The organism is Bradyrhizobium sp. 63_E2_N1_3 (assembly GCF_052076005.1).
Lineage (GTDB): Bacteria > Pseudomonadota > Alphaproteobacteria > Rhizobiales > Xanthobacteraceae > Bradyrhizobium > Bradyrhizobium barranii.
Genome location: NZ_CP197235.1, coordinates 8392969 through 8418186 on the forward strand (window position 1 = coordinate 8392969; position 25218 = coordinate 8418186).

Here is a 25218-nt window from a genome sequence, read left to right on the forward strand (position 1 = left end):
CCGGCGGGCCCATTCTACTGTGCATGGGGTTGTTTTCGAGATTTTTGTCGGCGCGCTAGATGGCCGTGGCGTTGAGCCAGCCGAAGCGGATCGGAAAACCCTCGCCGCCGAGCAGCGTCGTGGTCTCGTAGAGCGGCAGGCCGACGACGTTGCTGTAGGACCCCACCATCTTGACCACGAAGGAGCCGGCGATGCCCTGCACGGCGTAACCGCCGGCTTTGCCGCGCCATTCGCCGGAGCCGATATAGGCCTGGATGTCGTCCTCGGAGAGGCGCTTGAAGCGGACGCGGGTCTCGACCAGGCGCTGGCGGAAGGCCTCGCGCGGCGTCACCAGGCAGATCGCGGTGTAGACGCGGTGGTTGCGGCCCGACAGCAGCCGCAGGCACTGCGCGGCCTCGTCCACGAGGTTGGCCTTGGGCAGGATGCGGCGGCCGACCGCCACAACCGTGTCGGCTGAGAGGATGAAGGCGCCGCGCAGCTCGTCGTCGAGCTGCACCGATTTCAGGGCAGCGTCGGCCTTGGCCCTTGCGAGACGGTTGGCGCAGGCGCGCGGCAGCTCGCCCCGCTTCGGCGTCTCGTCGACGTCGGCCGGCCGGAGCGCGTCCGGCTCGATGCCGGCCTGGTTGAGCAGCGACAGGCGCCGCGGCGAACCGGAGGCAAGTACGAATTTGGGGCGGCCGAGCATAAGGTGATTGGGGGATGAAGCAGGGGGTGAATTGCGCGCGGAACCTATCGGAAGGGGGCTGATTTCACAACCCGGGAACCCGGACTTTACTGATTCGAGGCGTCCAACATGCGTGTGCCCTCGGTCTGTGACGCGGGTGTTACGGCTAACCGCTCGCCGCGCCGACCTTCGCAAAACGCCTGCGGATGCGCATCAACAGCTGGTCGCAGACCTCGCGGTAGGCGGCGAGCTTCTGGTCGCGGCTGCCTTCGATGGTGGTGGGATCCTGCGTCGGCCAGTATTCGACGTCGGCGGCGAGCGTGCGGGTCAGCTCCAGCGCCTTGTGGTGCGCTTCGGGCGAGAGCGTGATGATGAGGTCGAAATTGAGCCCCTCCCAGTCCTCCAGCTCCTCGAAGGTCTGCGGCTTGTGGGCGGAGATGTCCTGCCCCAGTTCGTCCATCACGGCGACCACGAAGGGATCGAGCTCGCCTTTCCTGGCGCCGGCCGACTTCACGTAGAGGCCCTGCGGAAACATGTGCCGCAGCAGGCTCTCGGCCATCGGCGAGCGCACGCTGTTCATCGCGCAGGCGAACAGCACCGATTGCGGATCGCGTGCGCGTGGCGGACCCGCCATCGCGCCTAGCCTCTTTTGAGAGAGGGCATGGCCTTGTCGGAAAACCGCTGCACATTTTTCCGGGCCATTAAGCCGTTTGTCTCGCGCATGATCTGGTCCGAAAACCGGTGCCCACTTTTCGGGATCATGCGCCTAACCCTTCCAGTGCAGGACGGTGATGAGCGTGAACAGCCGGCGCGAGGTCTCGAAGTCGACCCGCACCTTGCCCTTCAGCCGCTCCTGGAGCGTGCGCGATCCCTCGTCATGGATGCCGCGGCGCCCCATGTCGATGGCCTCGATCTTGTCCGGCGTAGCTGTCCGGATCGCCTGATAGTAGCTGTCGCAGATCATGAAATAGTCCTTCACGATCCGCCGGAACGGCGTCAACGACAACAGATGCGCGACCACGGGCGCACCGTCCTCAAGGCGAATGTCGAACATCAGCCGGCTGCCGGTGATTCCGATATGCAGCGTGAACGGCCCCTTCCCGTCGGCGCCATCGGGCGCGAACAGGTTCTGCTCGATCAGATCGTAGATGGCGATCGCGCGCTCATGCTCGATGTCGGGCCCGGAACGGCCGATCGAGTCCTCGTCGAGGGTGACCGCGACGATGCGATTGGTCGAGTCGTCCTGTTCGGGCGGCTGGGTCATGACAGATTGAGGCGCAATCCAATCGAGCGCGAATGAGCGTCCAGCCCTTCCGCTTGTCCGAGCGTCATCGCGGCAGGTCCGAGCGCACGCAGCTGGTCCGGGCCGCATTTCAGGATCGAGGTGCGCTTCATGAAGTCGGCAACTCCGAGGCCTGAGGAGAACCGCGCCGAGCGCGCCGTCGGCAGCACGTGGTTGGAGCCGCCGACATAGTCGCCGATCGCCTCGGGCGTATGCGCCCCGAGGAACACCGCGCCGGCGTTGCGGATCTTTGCGGCAAGCGCATCGGGATCATCAGTCATGATCTCGAGATGCTCGGCCGCGATCGCATCCGCGAGCGGAATGGCGTCGGCAAGATTCTTCACCATGATGATGGCGCCGAAATCGGCCCAGGAGGCGCCGGCAATTGCGGTGCGCGGCAATGTCTTCAGCTGCGCTTCGACGGCCTTCTCGACATCCGCGGCGAGGCGCGCGGAATCCGTGATCAGGATCGATTGCGCGCTGGCATCATGCTCGGCCTGCGCCAGCAGATCAGCGGCGATCCAGTCGGCATTGCCGGTGTCGTCGGCAATCACCAGCACCTCGGAGGGGCCGGCGATCATGTCGATACCGACCTTGCCGAACACCAGCCGTTTTGCGGCGGCGACATAGGCGTTGCCGGGGCCGACGATCTTGGCCACCGGCGCGATCGTGGCGGTGCCGTGCGCCAGCGCCGCCACGGCCTGCGCGCCGCCGACCCGGTAGATCTCGCTTACGCCGCCAAGCGAAGCGGCCGCCAGCACCAGCGGGTTGAGCTTGCCGTCCGGCGACGGCACCACCATGACGAGGCGCGAGACGCCGGCGACCTGCGCGGGCACGGCGTTCATCAGCACCGAGGAGGGATAGGCCGCGGTACCGCCGGGCACATAGAGGCCCGCGGATTCGATCGCGGTATAGCGCCAGCCGAGCTCCACGCCGAGCGGATCGGTGAAGCGCTCGTCCTTCGGGAGCTGGCGGCGGTGATAGGTCTCGATGCGGTCGCGCGCGAGCTTGAGCGCATCCAGCGTCGCGGCATCGCAGGCCTTCACGGCCGTCTCGATCTCGGCGGCGGTGACGCGCAGGCCGGATGCATCCAGCTTCAGCCGGTCGAACTTTGCCGTGGCCTCGAGCAGGGCCGCATCGCCCCGCCTGGCGACGTCGTCGACGATGGTGCGCACGGCGGCCTCGACGTCGGCCGAGACCTCGCGCTTGGCGGCGAGGAAGGCCGCGAATCGCTGGTCAAAATCGGCGCTGCTGCGGTCGAGACGAACGGGCATTTTTGGCTTGGCTTCCGGCTGGTCTTTGGGGCGGATTGGCTCACCCGACCCCCTGCTCAATGGCGCGGCGGGGAAGCTGCGTCAACCCTCGGGAGATGCCGTTCCGGCAGCGGCCCGACCTGGCTTGACTGGTATACCGGCCAGCTCACCCCTCCTCCTCGAGGCCCAGTCCGGCCCCGAGCGCGTCCGCCCCCAGATCGGTCAACTCGCATTCCAGACATTCGACGTCGAGGCGGATGGCGCCGCCATGGGCGAACAGCAGCAGGGCGCTGCCGCCGGGCTCCTCGTCGCGGCCGTCCTGGGAGTGAAACTCGATGCCGACGAGGTCCAGAACCTCGTCCGGCGCGCCGAGGTCGATGTTGCGCGACTTGCAGGCGAGCACGCGGTCGAAGCGGAGCGCGGCGACCAGCCGGCGGGGTTCGGCCTCGCCGTCCAGTGACTGCTCCCAGTCCAGCCGGCTCATCCCGACCACCAGCCGCTTCTCGCTTTGCCGCCAGATGATGTCGGCGGCCTGGACGCGGGCGTCCTGCACATGGGTCGAGATCACGGCGAGATCGTCGGCGTCGAGCGCGATCAGTTTGAGCTGGGGAGACATCGCCGGCATTTCTCCTCGGGGGCCGATAAGGCTCAACGCGCGCGGACGCGGAAATTTCCGTGAAACTAACGGGCTAGCCGGCTAGAGGCTATTGATATCCTCCATCTCCAGCACCTTCCGCGGATACCCCTCCCGGGCGACACGAATCATGGCGCGGCCCATCTGCTCGGTCGAGGTGACGAGCCGCGGCGAGATCCGGCGCAGCGCCGACCAGAGCGGCCCGGTTGCGGCATACACGGCCTGCACCCAGGCGGTCTTGGAGCGGGCGCCGTGCAGGGGCTGGATCGCCCCGGGGCGGAACATGTAGGCCCCCCGGAACGGCAGCTTGAGCAGATCGTTTTCGGTCTTGCCCTTGATCCGCGCCCACATCCGCGATCCCTGCTCGGTGGAATCGGTGCCGGCGCCGGTGACGTAGACGAACGTCATCTGCGGATTGAGCTTCGCGAGCGTCGTCGCCGTTGCGAGCGTGAGATCGTAGGTGAGATGGCGATAGCGATCCTCGCTCATGCCGATCGAGGAGACGCCGAGGCAGAAGAAGCAGGCATCGAAGCCCGTGAGCTGCGCTTCGATCGCCGAGTAGTCGGTGAAATCGCCGTGCGTGATTTCGGTGAGCTTCGCATTGCGGACGCCGGTCGGGCTGCGGCCGACCACGAGCACGCGGTCGATGCCGGTGTCGATCAGGCATTCGCGCAATACGCCCTGCCCGACCATGCCGGTCGCGCCGAAGATGATGACTTGCATCGTGACGTCCCCACCCGGCCCGCGGCTCATGCGGCGACCGCGATCTCGTCGAAGGATACACCGGTCAACGTCGCCGAGACATCCCACAGCATGGCGGCCGCGGCGAAATCCTTCGCCTGCGGCATGATCTTCGCCGGCGCGGGCGGCCCCTTCAATTCGTAGAACCAGTTCGGACCGCAATAGCCGCCGGGCTCTGCAGCCGGCGAGGTCGCCGCGAACAGCGTGGGCAGCGCGCCTTCGGCTGCGGAGTGGCTGATGAAAGGCTGGAGCCAACGGCTGACACGCGACTGGAAGGTGTCGGCGCCCGGCCCGTTCGGAATGAGATCGGTCCGCGCGTAGCCGGGATGGGCAGCAAGGCTCGTCAGGCCCCAGCCGGCGGCGAGGCTGTGGCGCTGCAGCTCCAGCGAAAACATCAGCATCGCCAGCTTGGACTGGCAATAGGCGCGCCAGGGACGATAGGAACGCTTGCTTTGCAGATCGTCGAAATTGATCGCGCCGGAGCGGTGCGCGAGGCTCGACAGATTGACGATGCGCGGCGCTTTCGCGCGGCGAAGCTGCGGCAACAGCTGTGCCGTCAGCGCGTAATGGCCGAGATAGTTGGTGCCGAGCTGCATCTCGAAACCATCCTCCGTCTGCTGCCGCTTCGGCAGCGCCATCACGCCGGCATTGTTGATCAGGAGATCGAGCTGCTCGTTGCTGGCGGCAAAGCGCCTGGTAAAATCGGCGACGGAGGCGAGACTGGCGAGATCGAGATGCTCGTAGGCGATCAATGCGTTGGGAAACCGCTCGCAAATGCCCTCGATCGCCCGCAGGCCCTTTGCGTCGTTGCGTCCGGTGAGTATGACAATGGCACCGGCGCCCGCCAGCGCCATCGCCGTCTCGTAGCCGAGGCCGCCCGTCGCCCCGGTCACGACGGCGGTCTTGCCGCTGAGGGAGGGGATGTCTGCCGTGCTCCAGTCGGTCATGCCGTATCTCCGTTCGGGGCTGGAATGAGGCCCGCGACCGGTCTAAATGTGCACTGAGTGCAAGTTTGCAAGAGGTGAAATAATTTGAAGGCTTCAAAGCCCGGCGGGAAATCGGTCAGGACAGGCGCCAAGCCATTGCCGGCAGGAGCAAAATCCCCTGATGGTCCCGGCCTGCGCCAGCGTAAATTGCAAGAGACCCGCGAGCGGCTGACCCGCGCGGCGATGGCACTGTTCCTGGAGCGCGGCTTCGAGGCCACGACCATCGACGACATCGCGACCGCGGCCGACGTGTCACGCCGCAGCTTCTTCCACTACTTCGCGTCGAAAGAGGACGTGGTCGCCGCCTGGCAGGAGGGCGCAGCAAGCGCGCTGGTCGCAGAGGTCGTGGCGCGGCCAGTGGGCGAAACCATGCTGACGGCGGCGGAGAATGCGATCGCGGCGGCCGTCAGGCGGATCGACCCGGCGGAAGCCGCGGCAATGTCGCGGCTCAAGCGCGACAATCCCGCGCTTCACGCGCGCGACCAGCTCAAATACGAGAAGCTCGAGCGCGCACTGGCCGAAGGGCTTTCGCAGCGTGCCAAAACCAAATCGGACAGGCTGAAGGCACGGCTCGTCGCCATGATCGCCACCGGCGCGATGCGCGTCGGCGGCGAAAACTGGATCGGCGAAGATGTGCGGGAGAAACCGGAGGTTTTCGTGAAGCGCACGTTCGATGCGATCAGGGCGATCTTGAAGTGAGTGCGCACCCTCCCCTGGAGGGGTCCGGGACGAGCGTAGCTCGCCCGTGGGTCGGCTCACATGGAGCGCAGCGGAATGTGAGACGGGGTGGGGTGACGGTCTCTCCGCATCGAACAGCGCCCGAGGGGAGAGATCACCCCACCCCGCTCGCGCTGCGCGCGATCGACCCTCCCCCTCCAGGGGAGGGTGAGATCAGTCCCTCACGCCTTGAAGAACGCGAGCAGGTCCGCGTTGATGGTTTCGGCGTGCGTGGTCGGCATGCCGTGCGGGAAGCCCTTGTAGGTCTTGAGCGTGCCGTTCTTCAGCAGCTTGGCCGACAGCGGGCCGGAATCGGCGTAGGGAACGATCTGGTCGTCGTCGCCGTGCATCACCAGCACGGGCACGCTGATCTTCTTCAGGTCCTCGGTGAAATCGGTCTGCGAGAACGCGACGATGCCGTCGTAATGCGCCTTCGCGCCGCCCATCATGCCCTGGCGCCACCAGTTCTGGATCACCGCTTCCGACGGCTTTGCGCCGGGACGGTTGTAGCCGTAGAAAGGACCGGAAGCGAGGTCGCGGTAGAAGCCGGTGCGGCTGGCGGCGAGCTGCTTCTGGAGATCGTCGAACACGCTCTTCGGCAGGCCGCCGGGATTGGCCGCCGTCTGCACCATCAGCGGCGGCACCGCGGAGAGGATCGCAGCCTTCGCCACCCGGCTCTCACCGTGACGCGCGATGTAGTGCACGACTTCACCGCCGCCGGTGGAGTGGCCGACATGGATGGCGTTCTTGAGGTCGAGATGCGCGGTCACCGCCGCGAGATCGTCGGCATAGTGATCCATGTCGTGGCCGTCGGCGACCTGCGAGGAGCGGCCGTGGCCGCGGCGGTCATGAGCGATGACGCGGTAGCCGTGATTGGCGAAGAATATCATCTGCGTGTCCCAGTCGTCGGCCGACAGCGGCCAGCCATGGCTGAACACGATCGGCTGGCCCGAACCCCAATCCTTGAAAAAGATCTCGACGCCGTCCTTGGTGGTGATGGTGGGCATGAATGGCTCCTTCAGTGAAAATCAATCCGGGGCTCGCAAAACGCGAGCCGGCAATCCGGAGATGGTCGGGCGATGTCACGAGGTCGATGCCGCGCACCGACCGTGAACGTGCGATCAGGCAAACGTCATCGGCTTGTAGCGGCGCCAGGCGCCGATGGTCAGCACCACGAAGAACACCAGCACGATGCCCTGCACCACGGCGAAGACGGGGCCTCCCGGCGGATTCGGCGGCACGGCAGGCGCGAGCGCGGCGAGCGCCGGCACCTTCAGGAACGACTGGATCACCAGCACGAAGACGTTGAAATAGAGCGAGATCATCGCGGTCACGATGTAGACGGGACGCCAGACCCCTTTGAGCTTCATTCCGTAGAGCGCGAGGCAGGCGATCGCGAGCAGCACCAGCGAGATGCCGGCGATGATGTACGAGGGCAGCAGCTCCTTGAACGGAAACAGGAAGCCGGTGACGCTGGTGAGGATCGTGAACAGCAGGAAGATCGCGGTGAGGCCCGGCATCGACTTCGACCCGAGCAGACCGAACATCACGACCAGGCCGGCGACGATGCCGATCAGGCTGATGATGACATGGACCAACGTGAAGGCGGGCAGGCTCAACCCAAGAACCACGGCATCTCTCCTACTCTCTGCATTGAGATCAGGCGATTGATATTACGGTCCTCATCGAATGGCTACATACGCGATGTCACAGACTCGTGCGGAGCCATGCGCCGTCGTGCGAATCGACAAACGCACGACCGAATTTTTTGCAGTGCTGTCACAAACGAGAGCAGTTTGTAGCCCGGATGGGGCGAAGCTAAATCCGGGCTACGAGCTTGCAGGTCTTCGACGAAAGTTGAATCGAATTTGGCGAGACGCTTCGCGCGCGCTCAGACTTCCTTGGTGTCGAAGATCAGCAGATCGGCGCCGCCGCTGGCGAATTTCGGCACGTCGCCCGCGGCCGCCTTGCCAGCTTCGCTGCCGAAGGCCTTCTGGATGTCGCCCACGCTGTCGAAGCTGAGAATGGCGACGAGGTGGACGCCCGATGGTCCGGCGGGCGAGCCGACTGCGCCCGTGCTGACGGCGTATTTCTTCAGGCCGGGAAGTTTCTTCGCGAGCGGAATGTGGGTCTCGGCATAATGCTTGTCGAAGGCGGCGGCGTCTTTGGGCGTCTTGTAGAGCACGACGAGTTCGGCCATTTAGTCCTCCCTTGTGAATCTTTTGTTCTTCCACGCGCGATTGGCCTCGCGACGGGGCGATAGTCTGTGGGACACGGCAAGATGGCAAGTGAGATTCCGCTTGCCGTCTGCTTGTCTTGTCCTTGACTAAAGCGCCGGTTTTGCGGCGTCGCCGAGATAGCCGTGCAGGGAGGCCACGACCTGCGCGCCTTCGCCAATGGCGCCGCCGACGCGCTTGACCGAGCCGGAGCGGACGTCGCCGACCGCGTAGACGCCGGGCACCGAGGTCTCCAGTGGGGCCACCAGCTTGCCCTGGTTCAGCTCGGACTGCGCGCCCGTCACGACGAAGCCGCCGCGATCGAGCGTGACGCCGCAGCCGTCGAGCCAGCTGGTGGCGGGATCGGCACCGACGAACAAAAAGAGATTCTTGATGTCGGCGGAGTCTTCATCGCTCGACAGCCGGCTCTTCCAGCGGATGCGCCGCAGCAGCGAAGCCTCGTCGCCCTCGAGCGCGGTGATCTCGGTGTTGAACATCAATTCGATGTTGGGTGTCGCTTCGATGCGCTCGATGAGATAGCGCGACATGCTGGCGCCCAGGCCACCGCCGCGGATGATCATCAGCACCTTCTTGGCGTGTCCCGACAGGAACACGGCCGCCTGCCCCGCCGAATTGCCGGCACCGACCAGGGCCACCTCCTCGCCGGCGCAGAGCCGCGCCTCGACCGGAGAGGCCCAATACCAGACGCCGCGGCCCTCGAACTTGTCGAGGTTCTCGATCTCGGGGCGGCGATAACGCGCGCCGCTCGCAACCACGACCGCGCGCGAACGCAAGGGATCGCTGCCGTCGAGCGTCACCGCAAAGGCGCCGTCCCGGCGCGTGCAGTCGAGCGACTTCACCGTGACGGGGATCATGATGTCGGCGCCGAACTTCTGCGCCTGGTTGAACGCGCGCGCGGTCAGGGCCTGGCCGGAAATGCCGGTCGGAAAGCCGAGATAGTTTTCGATGCGCGCGCTGGCACCGGCCTGGCCGCCGAAGGCGCGGGTGTCGAGCACGGCAACCGAGAGCCCTTCGGAGGCGGCATACACCGCGGTTGCCAGCCCGGCGGGTCCGCAGCCGACGATCGCGACATCGTAGATACGGTCGTTGCGGGGGCCGCCGATCATGCCGATCGCGCGCGCAACCTCGGTTTCGCTGGGGTTGCGCAGCACCTCGCCGCTCGCCGCGACGACCAGCGGCCAGTCTTCCGGCTTCGGCGAATAGCGCGCGATCACCTCGGCGGCGTCGCGGTCACGCTCGGGATCGAGCAGATGATGCGGCTGGCCGTTGCGGGTGAGGAAGCCCTGCAAGCGCACCACGCCGGCCGAATACGAGGGACCGATCAGCACCACACCGCCGACGCCGGCCTGAAGCAGATTGACCCGGCGCAGGATCAGCGCGCGCATGATGCGCTCGCCGAGCTCGGCCTCGGCGACCAGCAGCGCGCGCAGGCGGGGCGGCGGCAGCAGCAGCGTCTCGACCTCGCCTTCGGCGCGGCCGTCGACCAGCGCCGGCCGGCCCGAGAGCTGGCTGAGCTCGGCCAGAAATTGCCCCGGCCCCTGGTCGATCAGCGGCGTGACATTGCCGAGCCCGTCGCGCTGGGTGATGGCGACGTGGCCCTTCAGCACGACGAACATGCCCGGCCCGGGCTTGCCGGTCTCGAACAGGAATTCGCCGTTAGCGTAGGTGCGGACCTCGCCGAAATTCCGCATGCGCTCGATCTCGGCCGATGTCAGCGCCGGAAAGGTCTGCTCAGGGCGCGTGAACCGCGACATCTGCGCGTCACCATCGTCTCGTTGCTGCTCGTCCTGCCCCATTGCCACGTCCATGCACTCCAAAAATTCTAATCGCCAGACTTCAATCGCCAGTCTTGCCGGCGGTCCCCTCATCTAGGGAAGCATCGTCATTCTGCGAGGGGTCGGTGATTGCGGCGCGTTCGCGCGCCTGCATCTTCCGTCGCTTCAGGTTTTCGCGCAGCGCCGATTTCAGCCGGTCGTCCCGCGCCCCCCTCGCCTGTCTCGTGCTCTTGTCGTTCTCGTCAGCCATCAGCGGTCCATACCAGCGATCCGCGATAACATGCCCGGAGAATGCGGCAGCTCAAGAGGCCCCTCACGAACTGTTCGTGCGAAATCCAAAATGGGCCGAATGCCATGCCGCGGCCAACTGGCCAGTTGGCCGGGGATATCGGAACCGAAATCGGCGGAAAGTCGGTACTTTCACCTGAAAACGGGCATTTTGGCCCCGATATCGACCCGATTTTCTCGTTTTGGCGGAGCTAGCAAGCTTGCACAGGAGGGGGGCTTGTGGCAGATATCGGCCCGCTTGGTAGGCCCCCTTGGCGGCCGATTCTTATCCCAGCACATGCTGCCGTAGCTCAGTGGTAGAGCACTCCATTGGTAATGGAGAGGTCGACAGTTCAATCCTGTCTGGCAGCACCAGTTTCCTCAGAAAATCGCCTTCTTCCGTTGCCCGGTTGCCTCCTGGGAGGGGCCGGACGTGTCGTCCGCCCCCTCCGATTCTCGCAGTGATCGAGCTCAGCTAGAAGCCGAAGCCGATGCCGCCGGCTGCGAGATGGTGCGATGTGCCGCCGAAGCTGGCCGTCCACGGGCTGGTCGCAGCATGAGCGGGATTCACGGTGGAGCCGAAAACCTGATTCACATCGCCGACGTACAGATAGCGGTACTCGCCGAACAGGTAAGCGCCGCTGTTGCCGAGGGCGAAGCGCGCACCGGCCTTGGCCTGTGCCGCAAAGGTCCAGGCTGAGGAGTCCGGACGCGCGTTGACGTGGTTGATGCCAGGCTCGGCCGGGTCGGTCTGTGTGGACGTGGCGCCGTTGATGGAGACGTTCGCGGCCCCGATCCCGCCACCGATATAGGGCGTGATGCCTTGATAGGGCGTGTTGAAGCCGACAACCATGTTCGCCAGCAGCACCGTGGTGCGCGTCGGGAAAGTCGTGTCGAAGGAGTGCTCTGCAAATCGGTCTGTGGGGGTCACCAACGTCGCACGCGGCTGGTTACCTGCCAGATAGAAACCTTCGATCTCCAAAGCGGGCCGCAGATACGTACCATACGACCATTCATAGCCGAGATGCGCGCCACCGAACCCGACGCCGCCGCTGCTGGTCCGCCCTGTGGCGTCGACAGCCAAGGGGCCCCCGACGGCCTCAACGAAAAAGACGGTGCCGAGCTGGCTGACGTCAGTGCCGCCGCGACTGCCGCCGCCACCGAACACACCGACATAGGCACCGCCGGTGCGCGCCGGCGCGACTGCGGGTCCCTTGTTGTACATCGCATAAGCCTGCGCGGGCGGTGCTACCGCAACCGTCTCCCTCGCGGCGTCGCGTCCGGCTGGCTTGGCTGCCGATGCAGTCGCCTCTCGCGGAGTGACCGTGCGCCGCTCCTGTTTGGCCTGCTTCAATTCGGCGCGCAGCTCGGAGATGGTCTGCTGCTGCGCCTTCAGCATGCGAAACAGTTCGGCGTTGGAGGGAACGTCCTCGGCATGGGCGGCGCTCGCCATCATCAATCCCGCGGCCACGATGAAACATTTACGCGCTGTCATTTGATACCCCGCCCCTCGGTTGCAAATCATCGCTGACACTATGGAATCTGGTCAGGCCATCGCAAAGATATCGCGTCCGCGGATGCGACCGTTTGAGGCACCCAAGCTGGCGATTCCGAACCCATGTGGATTTTGAGCGACACGCACCCCGCGTCTCGATCAATCCCATCGGGCAACACGATTCTCAATTCACGCATGAAGCGGCATTCTCGCGGCATGAAACGCCCGAGTTTTGCTCTCCTCTTTCGCCCTCTTCCGTGAAGAGGGCGCAGGGAAGGCCGGGTGCCGGCTGGCACCCATGATCCGCTGCGCCAGGAATTTGCACACGCAAATGCGCAGGCGGGAAACAGGTGGGCCGGAAAAACACCCGGCCTTCCCTGCGCGATGGTCTGACGGTTTATGCGCGCTCTCCCCGGAGCCGAGTTCCTTCTGGCCTCCGTCACCTCGCGAATTGGCGATGCCTCGAAACCCGGTAGAGCCCCGATCCATCTCCGCAAGGCTTGACCGTAGCAACGACGGTCAGGACCACGCGTTTTCGCCGTACGCAGCGATCCAGCTCCGCCCAAGGGCTTCGCCGGACACAGGCGCCGTCCGTCCCGCACGCAGTCAAGGCCCTCACGAGGTTCATCTCGCCCTGGTCCCGCATTCGCGTGCCCGGCACTGCCGCGTCCACCGCACCCCGGCCCACGTTCGTGACGACGTACGATCGCCCCTCTTCTCGGGGCGGGATGACGGAGAGAATGCCGTAATTCCGAATTTCGGTAAAGTGGAATATTTTTACTGAAGAGGATTGACGGGTTTGTGCGAGCGGCGGGTGTTTTGCCCGACGTATCAATTAGCGCGAGCGTGTCGGCTTGTGGCGACATCGCATGTGTCACTCACCGCAGGTTCCATCAGGTCATGCTGCTGACGCATTCTCTGTCTTAGTCGGGGACAACCTAAAACACTGCGTGCGGACCGCTCTGGTTCGCACATCGGTTCCGTAGCCAGGGGTTGGCTCGAATCCGCAAAGCACTGGTGCAAGTTCGTGAACGCTTCCGCGTTCGCTTGACCATGCTTGCGGTGTCGGAACCGGACGATCGAAAAAATCACAGGAGTTATAATGCTGTTCCGCTCGAGCGCCGCAATTTGCGGCGCCCTGGTTGCGCTTGCCGTTTCTGTTCCCGTTGATCGAAGTGAAGCGTGTGAAGTTCACTCAAGCGCCGTCGTCGATGCCGCCTCCGGGGAGGCGATCGTTGGCGCCGCATCCATGTACAATCCGTTCAAGCCCGGCAAGGAAGAGGGCGGTCCGAACACAGCCTCCGGCGAGCGCTATGATCCCTCTGTCTGGGCGGCTGCCATCAAGACGAATTTGCGCGGGAAATTTGGTGGGGTCCAATTTGGCGCGAGGCCGAAATATGCCCTCGTCGAGGCCGTCGGCAAGAAGGTCATCGTCAAGATAAATGACGTGGGGCCATTGAGGCCTGGCCGCATCATCGACCTCAACGAGCGGACGATGCGCCATTTCGATCCAAGCCTGGAACTCGGAGTCATTGTTGGCGTAAGAGTGATCCCACTTTCAGGGGACGATTGGATCCCGGGACCGGTGGGCTGAACGTCCCACGCGAAGTGGCGTGGCCCGGATGGAGCGCGAGCGTAATCCGGGACCGTCAGCCGCGGAGCGAACTTGCGGCGGCGCAGAGAAGCACAGTCATCTCGCGGGGGTTTCGTCTTCGTCCGCCTGGTGTCCGGTGAGGCGATCGTCGGCACGGCGCAGCCGCCGGCATAGCTCTCGATTGACGTTCTGCAGGACGATCACATAGGCGTGGATATCGGCCTTGTAGCAAGCGTAGAGCTTTTGCGCCGTCAGCTCGTACAGCACCGTCGGACTCTCCGCGACCACCGTGGCGGAGCGATTCTGCATTTCAATCAGCGTCATTTCACCGAAGAAATCGCCAGCCTCCAGAACGGAAATCGGGATGACGCTCCCCGAGTTCGCCTGCTTGCTCACCGCCAGCCGGCCGGATTTGACGATGAACAGCGAGCGTCCCGGCTCGCCTTCCGCCACGACGGTCGCGCCGGCATCAAAGCGGCACTCGACCAGCATCGAAATCAGCAGGTCGAGGCTCGGGTCCGGAAGACCGCCGAAGAACGGCGTCGCGAGCAGGAACGTTTTCAGCTCGGGGGCACTGACAACCATCACGCTAGGATACGCCCCGTCGCAATCTGCGGCAAGCGGAGCGGAGATCGGCGCTGACGACGCCGAACGTGTTTGAACAAGGCGGTCAGCAAAAGTTTCGTAGGATGGTAGAGCGCTTGCGAAACCCATCATGCTTCCGCGCAGACAAAGTGCGATGGGTTTCGCTTCGCTCTACTATGCGCTACGCGCGGCCATGTCACTGCGGCGCAGTGCTCTCGCCGCGCAAGGTCCTTCGCTTTCGCCACACCTGCAGGTCGATCATGACTTTTACGGTTGCCGCGAGGACGAGCGCGCAGAGTGCCGCCTTAGAGATCGTCTCCATCGTCCCCTCGATCAGCAGGCAATGGACCACGCTGCCTGCGACGATGACGATCGCCAGCGGCATGTGAATGAAGCGCCAGGTTCGTGGTCGCAGTCCCAATCGCCGACGCAGGGCGGCCAAGAGCGCGACCGCGAAGATGGCCCACATCGCGGTCACGCCAAAGGGAGAGAACGGCGTCGGCGATGAGAAGGTCAGCGCGTCGATCATGTCGGGCGGACTGGTGATCCAGAGGCCAACGACATGGATCACGATCGCTGCGACCAGCGTACCGCCGATCCAGTGATGCGCACGCCGTCCGCGATAAGCCGGGAATCCCGGCAGATATCCGCCGATCAGCAGGGGCTGAACGAGCACGAGGCCGAGGGCAACAATTCCCGCAAACCCGGCCACGACGTAGAGCGGACCGCGCCATGCGAGCTGCTCGCTTCCCGCTGCCGCGACGATCGGCACGCCAATGGCCGAAGCAAGGGCAACCCAGATCAGGATCACCCGGGCCAGTCTCCACCCCTTCATTCGCAACCCGGTCAGGCCGTCTGCAGGACGAAGTGCGCTTCCAGGCTCGTCTCCTTCGCGCTCCGCATCACCGGCCGCAGAAAGACGGTCTTGAACTCACCGCTGTCATAGGCGAGGTGACCATGCGGCTGGCCGAAGATCGGAATGATCTGCGGCATCTCGAGCCGGAACTTGCCGTCCTTGTCGGTGAGCGTGGCGCCATGACTTTGCGGTTCGTGCTCCTGCCCTTCGGTCGTGTGCGCCCAGATCTGGATGCGCTGCCCGGCAAGTGGAGCCCCGTCGCCTGCGCGGCGAACGGTGCCGCTCATCCAGAAGCCGCCCTTGCCGATCCGGTCCACGATCGCCGCGCCCTTGCGGTAGTTGTTCGCGCCACCCGACATCGACTCGGTCGGTGCGAGGCCTTCGGCACGGGCCGGCAACAGGAGCCCGGACACCCCGGCCGCCAGGACCGAGCCGCCGGCGGCGAGGAGATAGCGTCGGTTGAGTACGACCATGGTCATGTCAGTTCCTCCTCGCGACCCCAGCAGCAGTTTCACCAAGGGTACAACAACAGGCGCAAAACGCCCAGTTGAGACAACGGGCGCACCAGGTCGCAATAACAGGGTTGTGAACGGAGGCACAGGCCACTCAAACAGCCGCGAACGAACGCCATTCTCGCGGCATGGAACGCCCGAGTTCGGTTTTGGTCCTTCCCCCTCGTCCGTGAAGAGGGCGCAGGGAAGACTTGGTGCCGGCTGGCACCCATGGCCCGCTGTGCTGCTTCGGCCATAGCGCCGGGCCACTGTTCAGCCTGCTGCGGGCGTAATAGCCTGATCGGTCCAACACATCATGCGGGGCAAACTTGCTCAATGCGGGCTGGGAGAAACCATCAATGAAGCGCTGGTTGCCCGGACTCGACACTCTCCGTCAATATGAAGCAGCATGGCTTCCGCACGATATCTTCGCCGGCATCGTCCTGGCGACAATGCTGGTCCCGGTCGGCATTGCCTATGCAGCTGCATCGGGCCTGCCGGGCATCTACGGTTTGTACGCAACGATCGTGCCGCTGCTGGCCTACGCGCTGTTCGGCCCAAGCCGCATTCTCGTCCTTGGCCCGGACTCGGCGCTGGCGGCAATACTCCTTGGAGTCATCGCTCCCTTGGCTCAGGGCGATCCCCTGCGGGCCGTGACACTCGCGGGCATGATGGCGATTGTCTCAGGGACGGTCTGTATCCTGGCAGGCGTCGCGCGCCTTGGCTTTATCACCGAGCTTCTCTCGAAGCCGATACGCTACGGGTATATGAACGGAATTGCCCTGACCGTATTGATCAGCCAGCTGCCCAAGCTCTTCGGCTTTTCCATCGAGAGCGAGGGGCCACTGCGAAGCCTGTGGGCGATTGTCAGCGCGATCCTTGGGGGGCAGATAAACTGGGTCGCGTTCGCGATTGGCCTCGCCACGTTGATCGTGATCCTGCTTCTCAGGAACAACAAGCGGGTACCGGGCCTTCTGATTGCGGTCGTTGGGGCTACGCTCGTCGTCGGGGTGCTTGATCTCGGGACGCAATACGGCGTCAAGGTGCTGGGCCCCCTTCCCCAGGGCCTGCCGGGTTTCGTTGTCCCATGGATCACCTCCAGCGACCTCGTGCCGGTGCTGATCGGCGGTTGTGCAGTAGCGATGGTTTCGTTTGCCGATACGAGCGTACTTTCACGTGCCTATGCTGCGCGATTGGGGTCTCGGGTCGATCCCAACCAAGAGATGGTCGGGCTCGGTGCCGCCAATCTGGCGACGGGATTTTTCCAGGGCTTCCCGATCAGCAGCAGTAGTTCACGGACACCCGTTGCGGAAGCCGCCGGTGCCCGCACTCAACTCACCAGCGTCGTAGGCGCGCTTGCCATCGCGTTGCTCCTCCTGGTCGCGCCGAGCCTGCTCCAACATTTACCCACCGCCGCATTAGCCGCCGTCGTTATCGCATCGGCGATTGGCTTGATTGAAGTTGCCGACCTCAAACGAATCTATCGCATTCAACGGTGGGAATTCTGGCTGGCCATCGTCTGCTTTGTCGGTGTAGCAGTGCTCGGAGTCATTCCAGGAATTGGTCTTGCGATCGCAATCGCTATCATCGAGTTCCTGTGGGACGGTTGGCGCCCACACTCCGCCGTATTGGGGCGCGCCTACGGCGTCAAAGGCTATCACGACATCACACGATATCCGGATGCGCGCCGGGTCCCCGGGCTGGTCCTGTTTCGCTGGGATGCACCTCTGTTTTTTGCCAACGCCGAATTCTTCAGGGAACGCGTCCTGGATGCCGTAGCGACATCGCCAACACCCGTGCGTTGGCTAGTTGTTGCCGCGGAGCCGGTCACGAGCGTAGACGTCACCGCCTGCGACGTGGTTGCCGAACTGGACCGATCGTTGCACGCGCAAGGCATAGAGTTTTGTTTTGCCGAACTCAAAGATCCCGTGAAGGACAAGCTGAAAAGATTTGGCCTCTTCGCGCAGCTTGGAGAGAATTACTTCTTCCCGACAATCGGCGTAGCCGTCGCCCGCTATCTCGAAACCAACAACGTGGAATGGGAGGACCGGGAGGACTGGGAGGACGACGATGTGCAGGGCTTGGAGAGAGTAGCGGGCCAAGATACCGCGTCTGGTCCTTAGCCGAGATTCAGACTCAAACCCGACAACTGCGTCCTGACGTGGTGTCATTTTTGTCCCGGATGCGCAGCGATTGCAGTCGTATGCTCGCCGTCCCTTTTTCGACGACAGCCACCGTCATCGCGTCGGGCTCGAAGGTCACCTCGAGGTCGGCGCCGGCATCGACGGCAGTGCCGATCATCACCAGATCGATGAATTCCCTCCCATCGTTATCGCCGAAGATGGCGCGCTTGATACCCAACCAACTTTGGACCGGCACCCTGAGCGGGTCGCATTCGTTTGCGTAGGCCAGAGTCACGCTGCCCCGAGGCCTGGCGCCGTTATGCACGAGATAGATGCCTTGGCCACCGACAAGCCAGAAACCGGGTGAATCTCGACCGTTCATGGCTCGCACCGAAACCGGCCATTGCCGGACGGCCTCGTTCCAGAGCGCCTTCAGCCTTGCATGAGGGAAGGTCAGCTTCACTGAAGTGGGTTCCGCCGAGCTGCGTAGTTACGAGTTGCGATCGCGTCGGCAATCTGGTCGCGTGGCACAACGCACACGATCTGGGCATCATTCGGCAGGGCGAACGTCAGCCAATAGGTTTCGGCGTCGTATGCGGCGATCACCACGACGGCTTCGACGTAGGCAGCTTTGCTGTTGTCGGCGACGGAAAACCCAGCGTCCGTCAGCGCGGTGCGTTCCTGTTCGTCAAACTTCACGGCGTCATCTCGTGTCTGGAGGACGCCCCCGCGACTCGCGGTTTACCCACACCGCTTACGGAAACCTCGTTAAATCGCATTAAGGTTGTGAAGGATCGGCAATGTCCGGCGACGACGGGAGCCCGACGACTCAAGCGTCACGGCTGCGCGAACGAGACCCAAGCCATTGAATGATCCTTCTTGTCAGCGCCGCATCCCTCAATATTCAGCAGGCATCCACTGGTGGCGCCGCAGCGCCCTACCGCGACTGCGTCCAGATGTCGCGCTCCTCGTCCATGGTCAGGACGATCGGCATCGGCTTCGGCTGGATCGGTAGTTACCGCGATTTAACTGGCTGATCTCTCCGGATCGGGCGAGGGCTGCACGCGAGCACACCGTCCGCGAGAACGACCAACAATGCCGGAAATTGAAATCACCGACGAGTGCCGCGCTCTGATTGCGGCCGAGTTCCCGTCCGACGATACCGGACAACGCCTGGCAAGCGGCAAATGGCAGATACAGATCGATGAGGTGACGTGGCAAATGCTGCACAAGGCACGGCGGCCCGGCGAGTCAGTATCGGACTGCATCATTCGCGTTATCATCATCATCCAGCACAAGCGCGGCTTGCTGTAGCTGCCGCCAACGGGAAAAGTGCCGGCCACATCTCGACCGAACCGACAATCATGGAGGTTCGTCCCTCGACGCCAGAGACGTGGAATAGGAACGGCAGAACAATTCACGAGATGGAGCCAAAACTAGTAAACGGAGGACGATTTCGCTCTTGAGAAGCAAAAGGTGAATCCTGGCCCGCTACATCGTCTCTGACGTTAGCACAGCAGATTTGGATTGCATTTGCGCGCTACGGCCGCGCTAACATTTCCATAATAAGCCACTACATGTGAGGCCGCAGCGCACATCGCACTCCCACCCGGTACGCCAAACATGATCCCCTTCTCCGTGCTCGACCTCGCTCCCATCCGAAGAGGTGGCGATGCGGCGCAGGCGTTCCGCAACTCGCTCGACCTCGCCCAGCATGCCGAGACCTGGGGCTACAAGCGGTTCTGGCTCGCCGAGCATCACAACATGACGGGCATCGCGAGCGCGGCGACGTCGGTGGTGATCGGGCATGTCGCGGGCGGGACTAGGACGATCCGGGTCGGGTCCGGCGGGATCATGCTGCCGAACCATTCGCCGCTGGTCATCGCCGAGCAGTTCGGCACGCTGGAGTCGCTCTATCCCGGGCGGATCGATCTCGGGCTCGGCCGCGCGCCGGGCACCGATCAGTTCACCGCGCGGGCATTGCGGCGCGACCTCGCCACGAGCTCCGAAAACTTTCCGCACGACGTGCTGGAGTTGCAGGCGCTGCTCGGTGATGTCCAGCCGAACCAGTCGATCCGCGCCGTGCCCGGCTTTGGGACGAAAGTGCCGCTCTGGATCCTGGGATCGAGCACCTTTGGCGCGCAGCTTGCCGCGATGCTCGGGCTGCCATTCGCGTTCGCCTCGCACTTCGCGCCTCAAATGATGATGCCGGCGCTGCGCGAATATCGGGCGCGCTTCGAGCCGTCGGCGCAGCTCGACAAGCCCTATGCGATGGTCGGCGTCAACGTGTTCGCCGCCGAGAGCGACGCGGAGGCGCAGAGGATGTTCTCCTCCCTCCAACAGCAGTTCATCAATCTGCGCCGCGGCACGCCCGGCCCGCTGCCGCCGCCGGTCGACGACATGGACGCGCTGTGGTCACCGGCCGAGAAGGCCATGGTTGGCCAGTCGCTGTCCTGCTCCGCCGTCGGCTCGCCCGAAACTGTCGAGGAGAAGCTGAAGGCGCTGATCGCCGAGACCGGCGCGGACGAGCTGATGACGACGGGCCAGATCTACGACCACGCCGCGCGGCTGCGCTCGTTCGAAATCGCAGCCGGGGTGCGCGACCGGCTGGCGGCACGGCCGGCGGTGTGAGCGCCAGAATTGGAGGCTGTGAAAGCGCCCGGCCTTCATGGGGCGAGACGTCTGCCGCTAGCGGCTCCTCAGCATGAGGGTCTAAGACTTTGCCACGATACGAGACCTCATCCTGAGGAGCCCGCCAAAGGCGGGCGTCTCGAAGGATGGCCTCGGGCGACAGCCGGGCCTGCATGGTTCGAGACGCGCGTACCGCGCTCCTCACCATGAGGGTCTTGCTAGTCCGGAAAGCCGAACAGCTTTGCCGGATTGTGCACGAGGATCTTCTCCAGCTCGGCCTGGTCGGGCGCGTAGCGGTACATCAGCTCTAGCAGGTCGGCGTCGTTGGGCGGCTGCTTGACGGAGACGGGATGCGGCCAGTCGCTGGCCCAGACGCAGCGGTCGATTGCGGCCTCGATATAGGCGCGCGCGATCGGGATCACGTCGTCATAGGGCGGGCCGGCCTGCGAGGTCTTCTCGCCGAGCGACAGCATGACCCAGAAATTGCCCTTCTCGAGCAGCTCCAGCATCTTGCGCAGGTTCGGATCATCCCGGCCATTCGAGGGCACGGGCCGCGCCATGTGGTCGATCAGCACGGGGACGTCGAGATTCTCGTACTTGGCGACGCTGGAGACGATGCCGTCCTTCTCGGGCTGGATCTTCACGTACCAGCCGAGCTCGCGGATGCGCGCGATGGCGCGGGCGAAATCGGCGTCCGACAGCACGGCGCCGAGCTCCTGGCGGAAACTGAAGCGCGCGCCGCGCACACCCGCGTCATGCAGCTTGGAAAGATACGAGTCGCTCGCTTCCGCGAACACCAGTGCGTTGGCGCAGCCGCGATAGTTCGGGCCCATCGCCGCAAGACCGTCGAGTACGACGGAATGATCCGCACCATAGGTCGTGGTCTGCACGATGATGCCGCGCTCGATGCCGAGCGTCTTGTGCACGCGCAGCGCTGCTTCCCAGGTCGCGCTCGGCATCCGATAGGCAGCGCCGGGGCGTTCCGGATATTTGTCGATGGGCCCCAGCACGTGAAACTGGCTGTCGACAGTCTTCGGCGGCGGCGCCCTGACCGGGCGACGGGGGTTCGGGTCGAACGGCAGATAAGTCGGCATGCGCAAAGCTCCCTCAGTCGATCACGGCGGTGAAGTCGCACTGCACCAGCGCGCCGCCGTCCATATTGTCCATCGGCAGCGCGTGACGCGCCGGGCGCGAATGCTCGTCCGGAAACATTTTTAGCCACTCGACATTGACCGGGCCGCGGTGTGTACGGTCCTTCAGCCACACCGTCATCTTGATGATGTCGTCCGTGGTGCCGCCGGCGGCTTCCACCGTCGCCTTCATATGCGCGAACATGTTGGCGCATTGCGCGTCCAGGCTCGCAGGCATCACGCCGGCCGCATCACGGCCGAGGATGACACCGGACATCACGAGATTGCCGATGCGGCAGGCGTTGGGAATCGGGTTGGCGTGCTTGAAGCCGCCGATGTGGATGCTCTTGCGCCGCGTTTGACCCGTCATGATGCGCTCCCTCTTATGTGTTGATTCAGACGAACTGGCACGACACCGAGCCGAACGCGCCATAGTCGGCATGGAACGTGTCGCCGCGCCGGATGTCGACGGGACGGGTGAACGATCCCGCCAGCACCACCTCGCCGGCCGCGAGATGTTCGTCATGCGGCGCAAGACGGTTGGCGAGCCAGGCGATGCCGTTGGCGGGATGATTGAGCACGCCGGCCGCAAGCCCAGTCTCCTCGACCTCGCCGTTGCGGAACAGCAGCGCGCCGATCCAGCGCAAATCCGCATCCATCGGGCGGAACGGCCGGCCGCCGAGCACCAGCGCGGCGTTGGCCGCGTTGTCCGAGATCGTGTCCATCACCTTCCGCGTTTTGCCGGTCTCGGGATCGATGCGATGCATGCGCGTCTCCAGGATTTCGAGCGCAGGCGTGACGTAGTCGGTGGCGTTGAGCACGTCGAAGATGGTGCAGTCAGGTCCGCGCAGCGGCGCCTTCAGCACGAAGGCGAGCTCGACCTCGATGCGCGGCGCGTGAAAGCGGTCAAACGGAATGGGCGTGGCGTCGGCATAGAACATGTCGGCGAACAGCACGCCGTAATCGGGCTCGGAGATGCCGACCGCGTTCTGCATCGCCTTCAAGGTCAGGCCGATCTTGTGTCCCTTGATAACACGGCCGCGGCCGAGCTGCAGTTTCGTCCAGGCGCGCTGGATGGCGTAGGCATCCTCGATGGCGAAATCGGGATACTCCTTCGAGAACATCGGGATCAGCGTCTTGCTGCGCTCGGCCTCATCCAGGCGCGCGGCGAGGCGTTCGATCGTGGCGGTATCGAGCATGGCTTACTGCTCCGCGGCGACGGTGTTGCGCAGAACGCCGATACGACTCGACTCGACCTCGACGACGTCGCCCACCCTAAGCCAGCGCGGCGGATCGAAACGCGCGCCCGCGCCCGTCGGCGTGCCTGTTACAATCATGTCGCCGGGCTTCAGGGTGGCGAAAGTGGAGAGATAGGAGATCAGGAAATCGAACGGGAACAGCAGCCGCTCGGTCGTGTCCTGCTGCCGCACCTCGCCGTTGACGCGCGTGATGATGTCATGAGGCCCGCGCGGATCGAGCTCGTCAGACGTGACGATCCACGGCCCGATGCTGCCGGAGCGATCGAAATTCTTGCCCTGGGTGACGTTGAACTTGCCGTGGCGCAGCCAGTCGCGGATCGTGCCCTCATTGCACAGGGTCATGCCGAAGATGTGCGACCAGGCTTTGTCGCGCGGAATGTGGCGGCCGCCCTGGCCGATCACGATGACGAGCTCGCCCTCGTAGTCGAGCTGCTCAGATACATGAGGCTTCTCGAGCGGCTGGCCGGCGCCGGTCATCGACGAGATGCTGCGCACGAACAGGCTGGGATATTTGGGCAGGTCCGAGCTGTCTTTATACTCGGCATTGCGTTCGGCGTAGTTGACGCCGATGCACCAGAGCTTTTCCGGCGCCAGCACCGGCGGAAGCAGGACGAGGCTTTCCAGCGCGTAGTCGGGTTTTTGTCCGGCCACCGCTTCCTGCGCATCGGCCAGCGCGTTGGCTGCAATCAACGCTTTCACGTCGGAGAAGTCGCGGCCGATCCGCCTGGTCAGATCGACGACACCGCCATCCACCGCCGCGCCATAGCGCAGCTCTCCGTCCAAGAGATAGCTTACGAGTCGCATTGTCGTGTTCTCCGATGGTCTTCAGGCACATAGGCCGGCGCGATGGGCTGCGCGCTCAGTCTTTGGATTTGGGCGTCTGGAAGACGGTGTTCAGCGTCACGATCTCACCGAGGCGCGCGTAGCGGGGCCCGCCGATGCGCGCGATCGGGTCGAGCGCCGCGGTCTCGACCTTGCCGTCGTTCACGAGGCCGTCGCGGATGTGGAACATCACGACCTCGCCGACGATGAGCCGGCTGCGAGCCTCGCCGAATTCGAGGCACAGCCGGAAACGGCACTCCATCGCGACGGGTGCTGCGGCAAGCCGCGGCACCTTGATACACTCGCTCGCGATCGTCTCCAGCCCGAGATGCTCGACCTCGCTGATTTCAGGCGGATGCTCGACCGAGCTGTCGTGCACCGCGGACATCAGCGGGGTATCGGCGATGTGGATCACATATTCCTCGGTGTCGAGGATGTTGTGCGCGGTGTCCTTGTAGTCGGCACCTTTGCGGCCGACGCTGATGGCGAGCATCGGCGGCTTCTGCGAGACGAAGGTGAAGGCGCTGAAGGGGGCGAGGTTGAGCACGCCCGAGCGCGACAGGCTCGTGACCCACGCGATCGGGCGCGGCACCACGATGCCGGTCATCAGCCGGTAGATGCGCTCCGCGCCGAGCTCGGTGGGGTCGATCCGCATCGCTCAGTCAGCCTTGATGTTGGCCTTGCGCACGACCGGAATCCACTTGGCGTCCTCGCGCGCGAGATAGGCCTTGAACTCGTCCGACGTCATCGGGGTGGATTCTCCGCCAAGCTTTTCGAACTTGTCGATCACACCGGGATCTTTCAGGATCGCAACCAGCGTCTCGTGAAGTTTGTCGACGACCGGCGCCGGCGTGCCGGCAGGCGCGAACAGGCCCGTAAAAGTCTGGCCGTCGAAATCCTTGTAGCCGAGCTCGGTGAAGGTCGGGACATCAGGCAACGACTTCAGGCGGTGCGGGCTGGTGACGGCGAGCGCGCGGAACAGGCCGGCCTTGATGTGCTGGAGGCTGACCGTGAGCTGGTCGAATGCGAACTGCACCTGGCCGCCCAGGAGATCGTTGATCGCCGGCGCGTTGCCGCGGTAATGCGCGGTGACCCATTGCAGGTCGAGGCTCGACTGCATCAGCTCGCTGAGCAGATGGTTGGTGGTGCCGGGGCCGGGCGAGGCCATCGTCAGCTTGCCGGGCTCGCGCTTGGCGAGTTCGATGAATTCCTTGAACGTCGTGGCCTGCACGGACGGGTGCACTTCGAGCACCAGCGGCGTCATCGAGATCGTCGAGATCGGAAGAAAATCCTTCTTCCAGTTATAGGCCTCGCGCTTGTTGATCTCGGTCGCGAACAGTACCGGGCCGTTGGCGCCGACGAACAGCGTGTAGCCGTCGGGCGCGGATTTCGCGAAGGCTTCGCCCGCGATCATGCCGCCGGCGCCGGCCTTGTTCTCGATGATGAAGGGCTGGCCGAGCTTTTCCTGGAGCTTGTCGGCGACGATGCGCGCGGCGCTGTCGACATTGCCGCCGGCCGGATAGGGCACGATCAGCTTGACGCTGCGCGCCGGCCATTGCTGGCCCGATGCGGGTCCCGCCAGCATCGCGGCTGCGGCAGCTATGGCAATCCAGATTAATCTCATGTTAACCTCCCGGCGGCGCTTCCAATTCCATATCGAGTGCCGTGACGTCGCG

30 protein-coding genes and 1 tRNA gene are annotated in these 25218 nt (G+C 64.3%); 7 read left to right on the plus strand and 24 right to left on the minus strand.

Going from position 1 to position 25218, the window contains the following annotated elements:
• Window positions 1-55: 55 nt before the first annotated feature.
• The 7 genes from AB7531_RS39930 to AB7531_RS39960 all read right to left on the minus strand — a co-directional run bounded on the left by AB7531_RS39930 (window position 56) and on the right by AB7531_RS39960 (window position 5521).
• Window positions 56-685, minus strand: a complete 630-nt coding sequence (locus tag AB7531_RS39930) for a Maf-like protein (RefSeq protein ID WP_028151428.1) — start codon at window positions 683-685, stop codon at window positions 56-58.
• A 145-nt stretch (window positions 686-830) separates the two neighbouring features.
• Window positions 831-1298 carry an arsenate-mycothiol transferase ArsC gene (locus tag AB7531_RS39935; protein WP_063985873.1) on the minus strand — a complete coding sequence of 156 codons (468 nt, stop codon included), beginning with the start codon at window positions 1296-1298 and terminating at the stop codon, window positions 831-833.
• A gap of 132 nt (window positions 1299-1430) precedes the next feature.
• Window positions 1431-1928 carry a UPF0262 family protein gene (locus AB7531_RS39940; RefSeq protein WP_063985874.1) on the minus strand — a complete coding sequence of 166 codons (498 nt, stop codon included), beginning with the start codon at window positions 1926-1928 and terminating at the stop codon, window positions 1431-1433.
• On the minus strand, window positions 1925-3220 hold the full coding sequence (gene hisD / locus AB7531_RS39945) for a histidinol dehydrogenase (protein WP_063985875.1): 1296 nt from the start codon (window positions 3218-3220) through the stop codon (window positions 1925-1927). The genes AB7531_RS39940 and hisD overlap by 4 nt, the downstream gene beginning before the upstream one ends.
• Before the next feature lie 145 nt (window positions 3221-3365).
• The gene (locus AB7531_RS39950; protein ID WP_063986739.1) at window positions 3366-3815 is read right to left on the minus strand and encodes a DUF2948 family protein; all 450 of its coding nucleotides are present in this window, start codon (window positions 3813-3815) and stop codon (window positions 3366-3368) included.
• Window positions 3816-3896: 81 nt separating this feature from the next.
• Complete coding sequence (locus tag AB7531_RS39955) at window positions 3897-4556, minus strand: NAD(P)H-binding protein (RefSeq protein ID WP_063986740.1); 660 nt, start codon at window positions 4554-4556, stop codon at window positions 3897-3899.
• Between the two features lie 26 nt (window positions 4557-4582).
• Window positions 4583-5521, minus strand: a complete 939-nt coding sequence (locus AB7531_RS39960) for an SDR family oxidoreductase (RefSeq protein WP_063985876.1) — start codon at window positions 5519-5521, stop codon at window positions 4583-4585.
• Window positions 5522-5605: 84 nt separating this feature from the next.
• Between AB7531_RS39960 and AB7531_RS39965 the strand changes: the two genes are divergently transcribed.
• Window positions 5606-6259: a TetR/AcrR family transcriptional regulator gene (locus AB7531_RS39965; RefSeq protein ID WP_063985877.1), complete on the plus strand. Its 654-nt coding sequence runs from the start codon at window positions 5606-5608 to the stop codon at window positions 6257-6259.
• A 200-nt stretch (window positions 6260-6459) separates the two neighbouring features.
• Here the strand turns inward: AB7531_RS39965 and AB7531_RS39970 are convergent, their stop codons facing one another.
• From AB7531_RS39970 to AB7531_RS39990, 5 genes are all read right to left on the minus strand, one after another.
• Window positions 6460-7284: an alpha/beta fold hydrolase gene (locus AB7531_RS39970; protein ID WP_028151420.1), complete on the minus strand. Its 825-nt coding sequence runs from the start codon at window positions 7282-7284 to the stop codon at window positions 6460-6462.
• A gap of 114 nt (window positions 7285-7398) precedes the next feature.
• Window positions 7399-7908, minus strand: coding sequence for a hypothetical protein (locus tag AB7531_RS39975; RefSeq protein ID WP_028151419.1), 510 nt, complete (start codon window positions 7906-7908; stop codon window positions 7399-7401).
• Window positions 7909-8168: 260 nt separating this feature from the next.
• Window positions 8169-8477 (minus strand): EthD family reductase, encoded by a 309-nt coding sequence (locus AB7531_RS39980; protein WP_063985878.1) that lies wholly within the window; start codon window positions 8475-8477, stop codon window positions 8169-8171.
• Window positions 8478-8603: 126 nt separating this feature from the next.
• Complete coding sequence (locus AB7531_RS39985; RefSeq protein ID WP_063985879.1) at window positions 8604-10310, minus strand: FAD-dependent oxidoreductase; 1707 nt, start codon at window positions 10308-10310, stop codon at window positions 8604-8606.
• 40 nt (window positions 10311-10350) lie between these two features.
• Window positions 10351-10539 carry a hypothetical protein gene (locus AB7531_RS39990; protein WP_063985880.1) on the minus strand — a complete coding sequence of 63 codons (189 nt, stop codon included), beginning with the start codon at window positions 10537-10539 and terminating at the stop codon, window positions 10351-10353.
• A gap of 317 nt (window positions 10540-10856) precedes the next feature.
• Between AB7531_RS39990 and AB7531_RS39995 the strand changes: the two genes are divergently transcribed.
• Window positions 10857-10931, plus strand: a tRNA-Thr gene (locus AB7531_RS39995).
• 100 nt (window positions 10932-11031) lie between these two features.
• Here AB7531_RS39995 and AB7531_RS40000 read toward each other — a convergent pair.
• Window positions 11032-12051: an outer membrane protein gene (locus AB7531_RS40000; protein WP_245328497.1), complete on the minus strand. Its 1020-nt coding sequence runs from the start codon at window positions 12049-12051 to the stop codon at window positions 11032-11034.
• Between the two features lie 1102 nt (window positions 12052-13153).
• On the opposite strand from AB7531_RS40000, the gene AB7531_RS40005 reads away from it, so the two are divergent.
• A complete protein-coding gene (locus AB7531_RS40005; protein WP_094184040.1) occupies window positions 13154-13645 on the plus strand; it encodes a septal ring lytic transglycosylase RlpA family protein in 492 nt (163 codons plus the stop codon).
• Between the two features lie 96 nt (window positions 13646-13741).
• Here AB7531_RS40005 and AB7531_RS40010 read toward each other — a convergent pair whose 3' ends face one another.
• The 3 genes from AB7531_RS40010 to AB7531_RS40020 form a co-directional block, all read right to left on the minus strand.
• Window positions 13742-14230 carry a cyclic nucleotide-binding domain-containing protein gene (locus tag AB7531_RS40010; protein ID WP_063985882.1) on the minus strand — a complete coding sequence of 163 codons (489 nt, stop codon included), beginning with the start codon at window positions 14228-14230 and terminating at the stop codon, window positions 13742-13744.
• Window positions 14231-14426: 196 nt separating this feature from the next.
• Window positions 14427-15065, minus strand: coding sequence for a ferric reductase-like transmembrane domain-containing protein (locus AB7531_RS40015; RefSeq protein WP_063985883.1), 639 nt, complete (start codon window positions 15063-15065; stop codon window positions 14427-14429).
• 11 nt (window positions 15066-15076) lie between these two features.
• Complete coding sequence (locus AB7531_RS40020) at window positions 15077-15565, minus strand: hypothetical protein (RefSeq protein WP_063985884.1); 489 nt, start codon at window positions 15563-15565, stop codon at window positions 15077-15079.
• Between the two features lie 371 nt (window positions 15566-15936).
• Between AB7531_RS40020 and AB7531_RS40025 the strand changes: the two genes are divergently transcribed.
• Window positions 15937-17700 carry a SulP family inorganic anion transporter gene (locus AB7531_RS40025; protein ID WP_231143678.1) on the plus strand — a complete coding sequence of 588 codons (1764 nt, stop codon included), beginning with the start codon at window positions 15937-15939 and terminating at the stop codon, window positions 17698-17700.
• Window positions 17701-17713: 13 nt separating this feature from the next.
• Here AB7531_RS40025 and AB7531_RS40030 read toward each other — a convergent pair whose 3' ends face one another.
• Window positions 17714-18163, minus strand: coding sequence for a DUF3085 domain-containing protein (locus AB7531_RS40030; protein WP_063985886.1), 450 nt, complete (start codon window positions 18161-18163; stop codon window positions 17714-17716).
• Window positions 18160-18399 (minus strand): hypothetical protein, encoded by a 240-nt coding sequence (locus AB7531_RS40035; RefSeq protein ID WP_063985887.1) that lies wholly within the window; start codon window positions 18397-18399, stop codon window positions 18160-18162. The genes AB7531_RS40030 and AB7531_RS40035 overlap by 4 nt, the downstream gene beginning before the upstream one ends.
• A 170-nt stretch (window positions 18400-18569) precedes the next feature.
• On the opposite strand from AB7531_RS40035, the gene AB7531_RS40040 reads away from it, so the two are divergent.
• The 3 genes from AB7531_RS40040 (at window position 18570) to AB7531_RS40050 (ending at window position 20331) form a co-directional block, all read left to right on the plus strand.
• Window positions 18570-18737 (plus strand): hypothetical protein, encoded by a 168-nt coding sequence (locus tag AB7531_RS40040; RefSeq protein ID WP_231143679.1) that lies wholly within the window; start codon window positions 18570-18572, stop codon window positions 18735-18737.
• A gap of 58 nt (window positions 18738-18795) precedes the next feature.
• Complete coding sequence (locus AB7531_RS40045; protein ID WP_028151408.1) at window positions 18796-19014, plus strand: hypothetical protein; 219 nt, start codon at window positions 18796-18798, stop codon at window positions 19012-19014.
• Between the two features lie 309 nt (window positions 19015-19323).
• Window positions 19324-20331, plus strand: a complete 1008-nt coding sequence (locus tag AB7531_RS40050; RefSeq protein WP_063985888.1) for an LLM class flavin-dependent oxidoreductase — start codon at window positions 19324-19326, stop codon at window positions 20329-20331.
• A 218-nt stretch (window positions 20332-20549) separates the two neighbouring features.
• On the opposite strand, the gene AB7531_RS40055 is transcribed toward AB7531_RS40050, so the two are convergent.
• Genes AB7531_RS40055 through AB7531_RS40080 form a run of 6 tightly spaced genes read right to left on the minus strand, consistent with a single transcriptional unit; the run spans window position 20550 to window position 25166 of the window.
• Entirely contained in the window at window positions 20550-21425 is an 876-nt protein-coding gene (locus AB7531_RS40055) for an amidohydrolase family protein (RefSeq protein ID WP_063985889.1), read from the minus strand.
• A gap of 13 nt (window positions 21426-21438) precedes the next feature.
• Window positions 21439-21831 carry a RidA family protein gene (locus AB7531_RS40060; RefSeq protein ID WP_063985890.1) on the minus strand — a complete coding sequence of 131 codons (393 nt, stop codon included), beginning with the start codon at window positions 21829-21831 and terminating at the stop codon, window positions 21439-21441.
• 25 nt (window positions 21832-21856) lie between these two features.
• Window positions 21857-22660 carry a 2-oxo-hept-4-ene-1,7-dioate hydratase gene (gene hpaH / locus AB7531_RS40065; RefSeq protein ID WP_063985891.1) on the minus strand — a complete coding sequence of 268 codons (804 nt, stop codon included), beginning with the start codon at window positions 22658-22660 and terminating at the stop codon, window positions 21857-21859.
• A gap of 3 nt (window positions 22661-22663) precedes the next feature.
• Window positions 22664-23524: a fumarylacetoacetate hydrolase family protein gene (locus tag AB7531_RS40070; protein WP_441280265.1), complete on the minus strand. Its 861-nt coding sequence runs from the start codon at window positions 23522-23524 to the stop codon at window positions 22664-22666.
• Between the two features lie 55 nt (window positions 23525-23579).
• Window positions 23580-24197, minus strand: coding sequence for a flavin reductase family protein (locus AB7531_RS40075; protein ID WP_063985893.1), 618 nt, complete (start codon window positions 24195-24197; stop codon window positions 23580-23582).
• Between the two features lie 3 nt (window positions 24198-24200).
• Window positions 24201-25166 (minus strand): Bug family tripartite tricarboxylate transporter substrate binding protein, encoded by a 966-nt coding sequence (locus tag AB7531_RS40080; protein WP_063985894.1) that lies wholly within the window; start codon window positions 25164-25166, stop codon window positions 24201-24203.
• Window positions 25167-25218 lie beyond the last annotated feature (52 nt).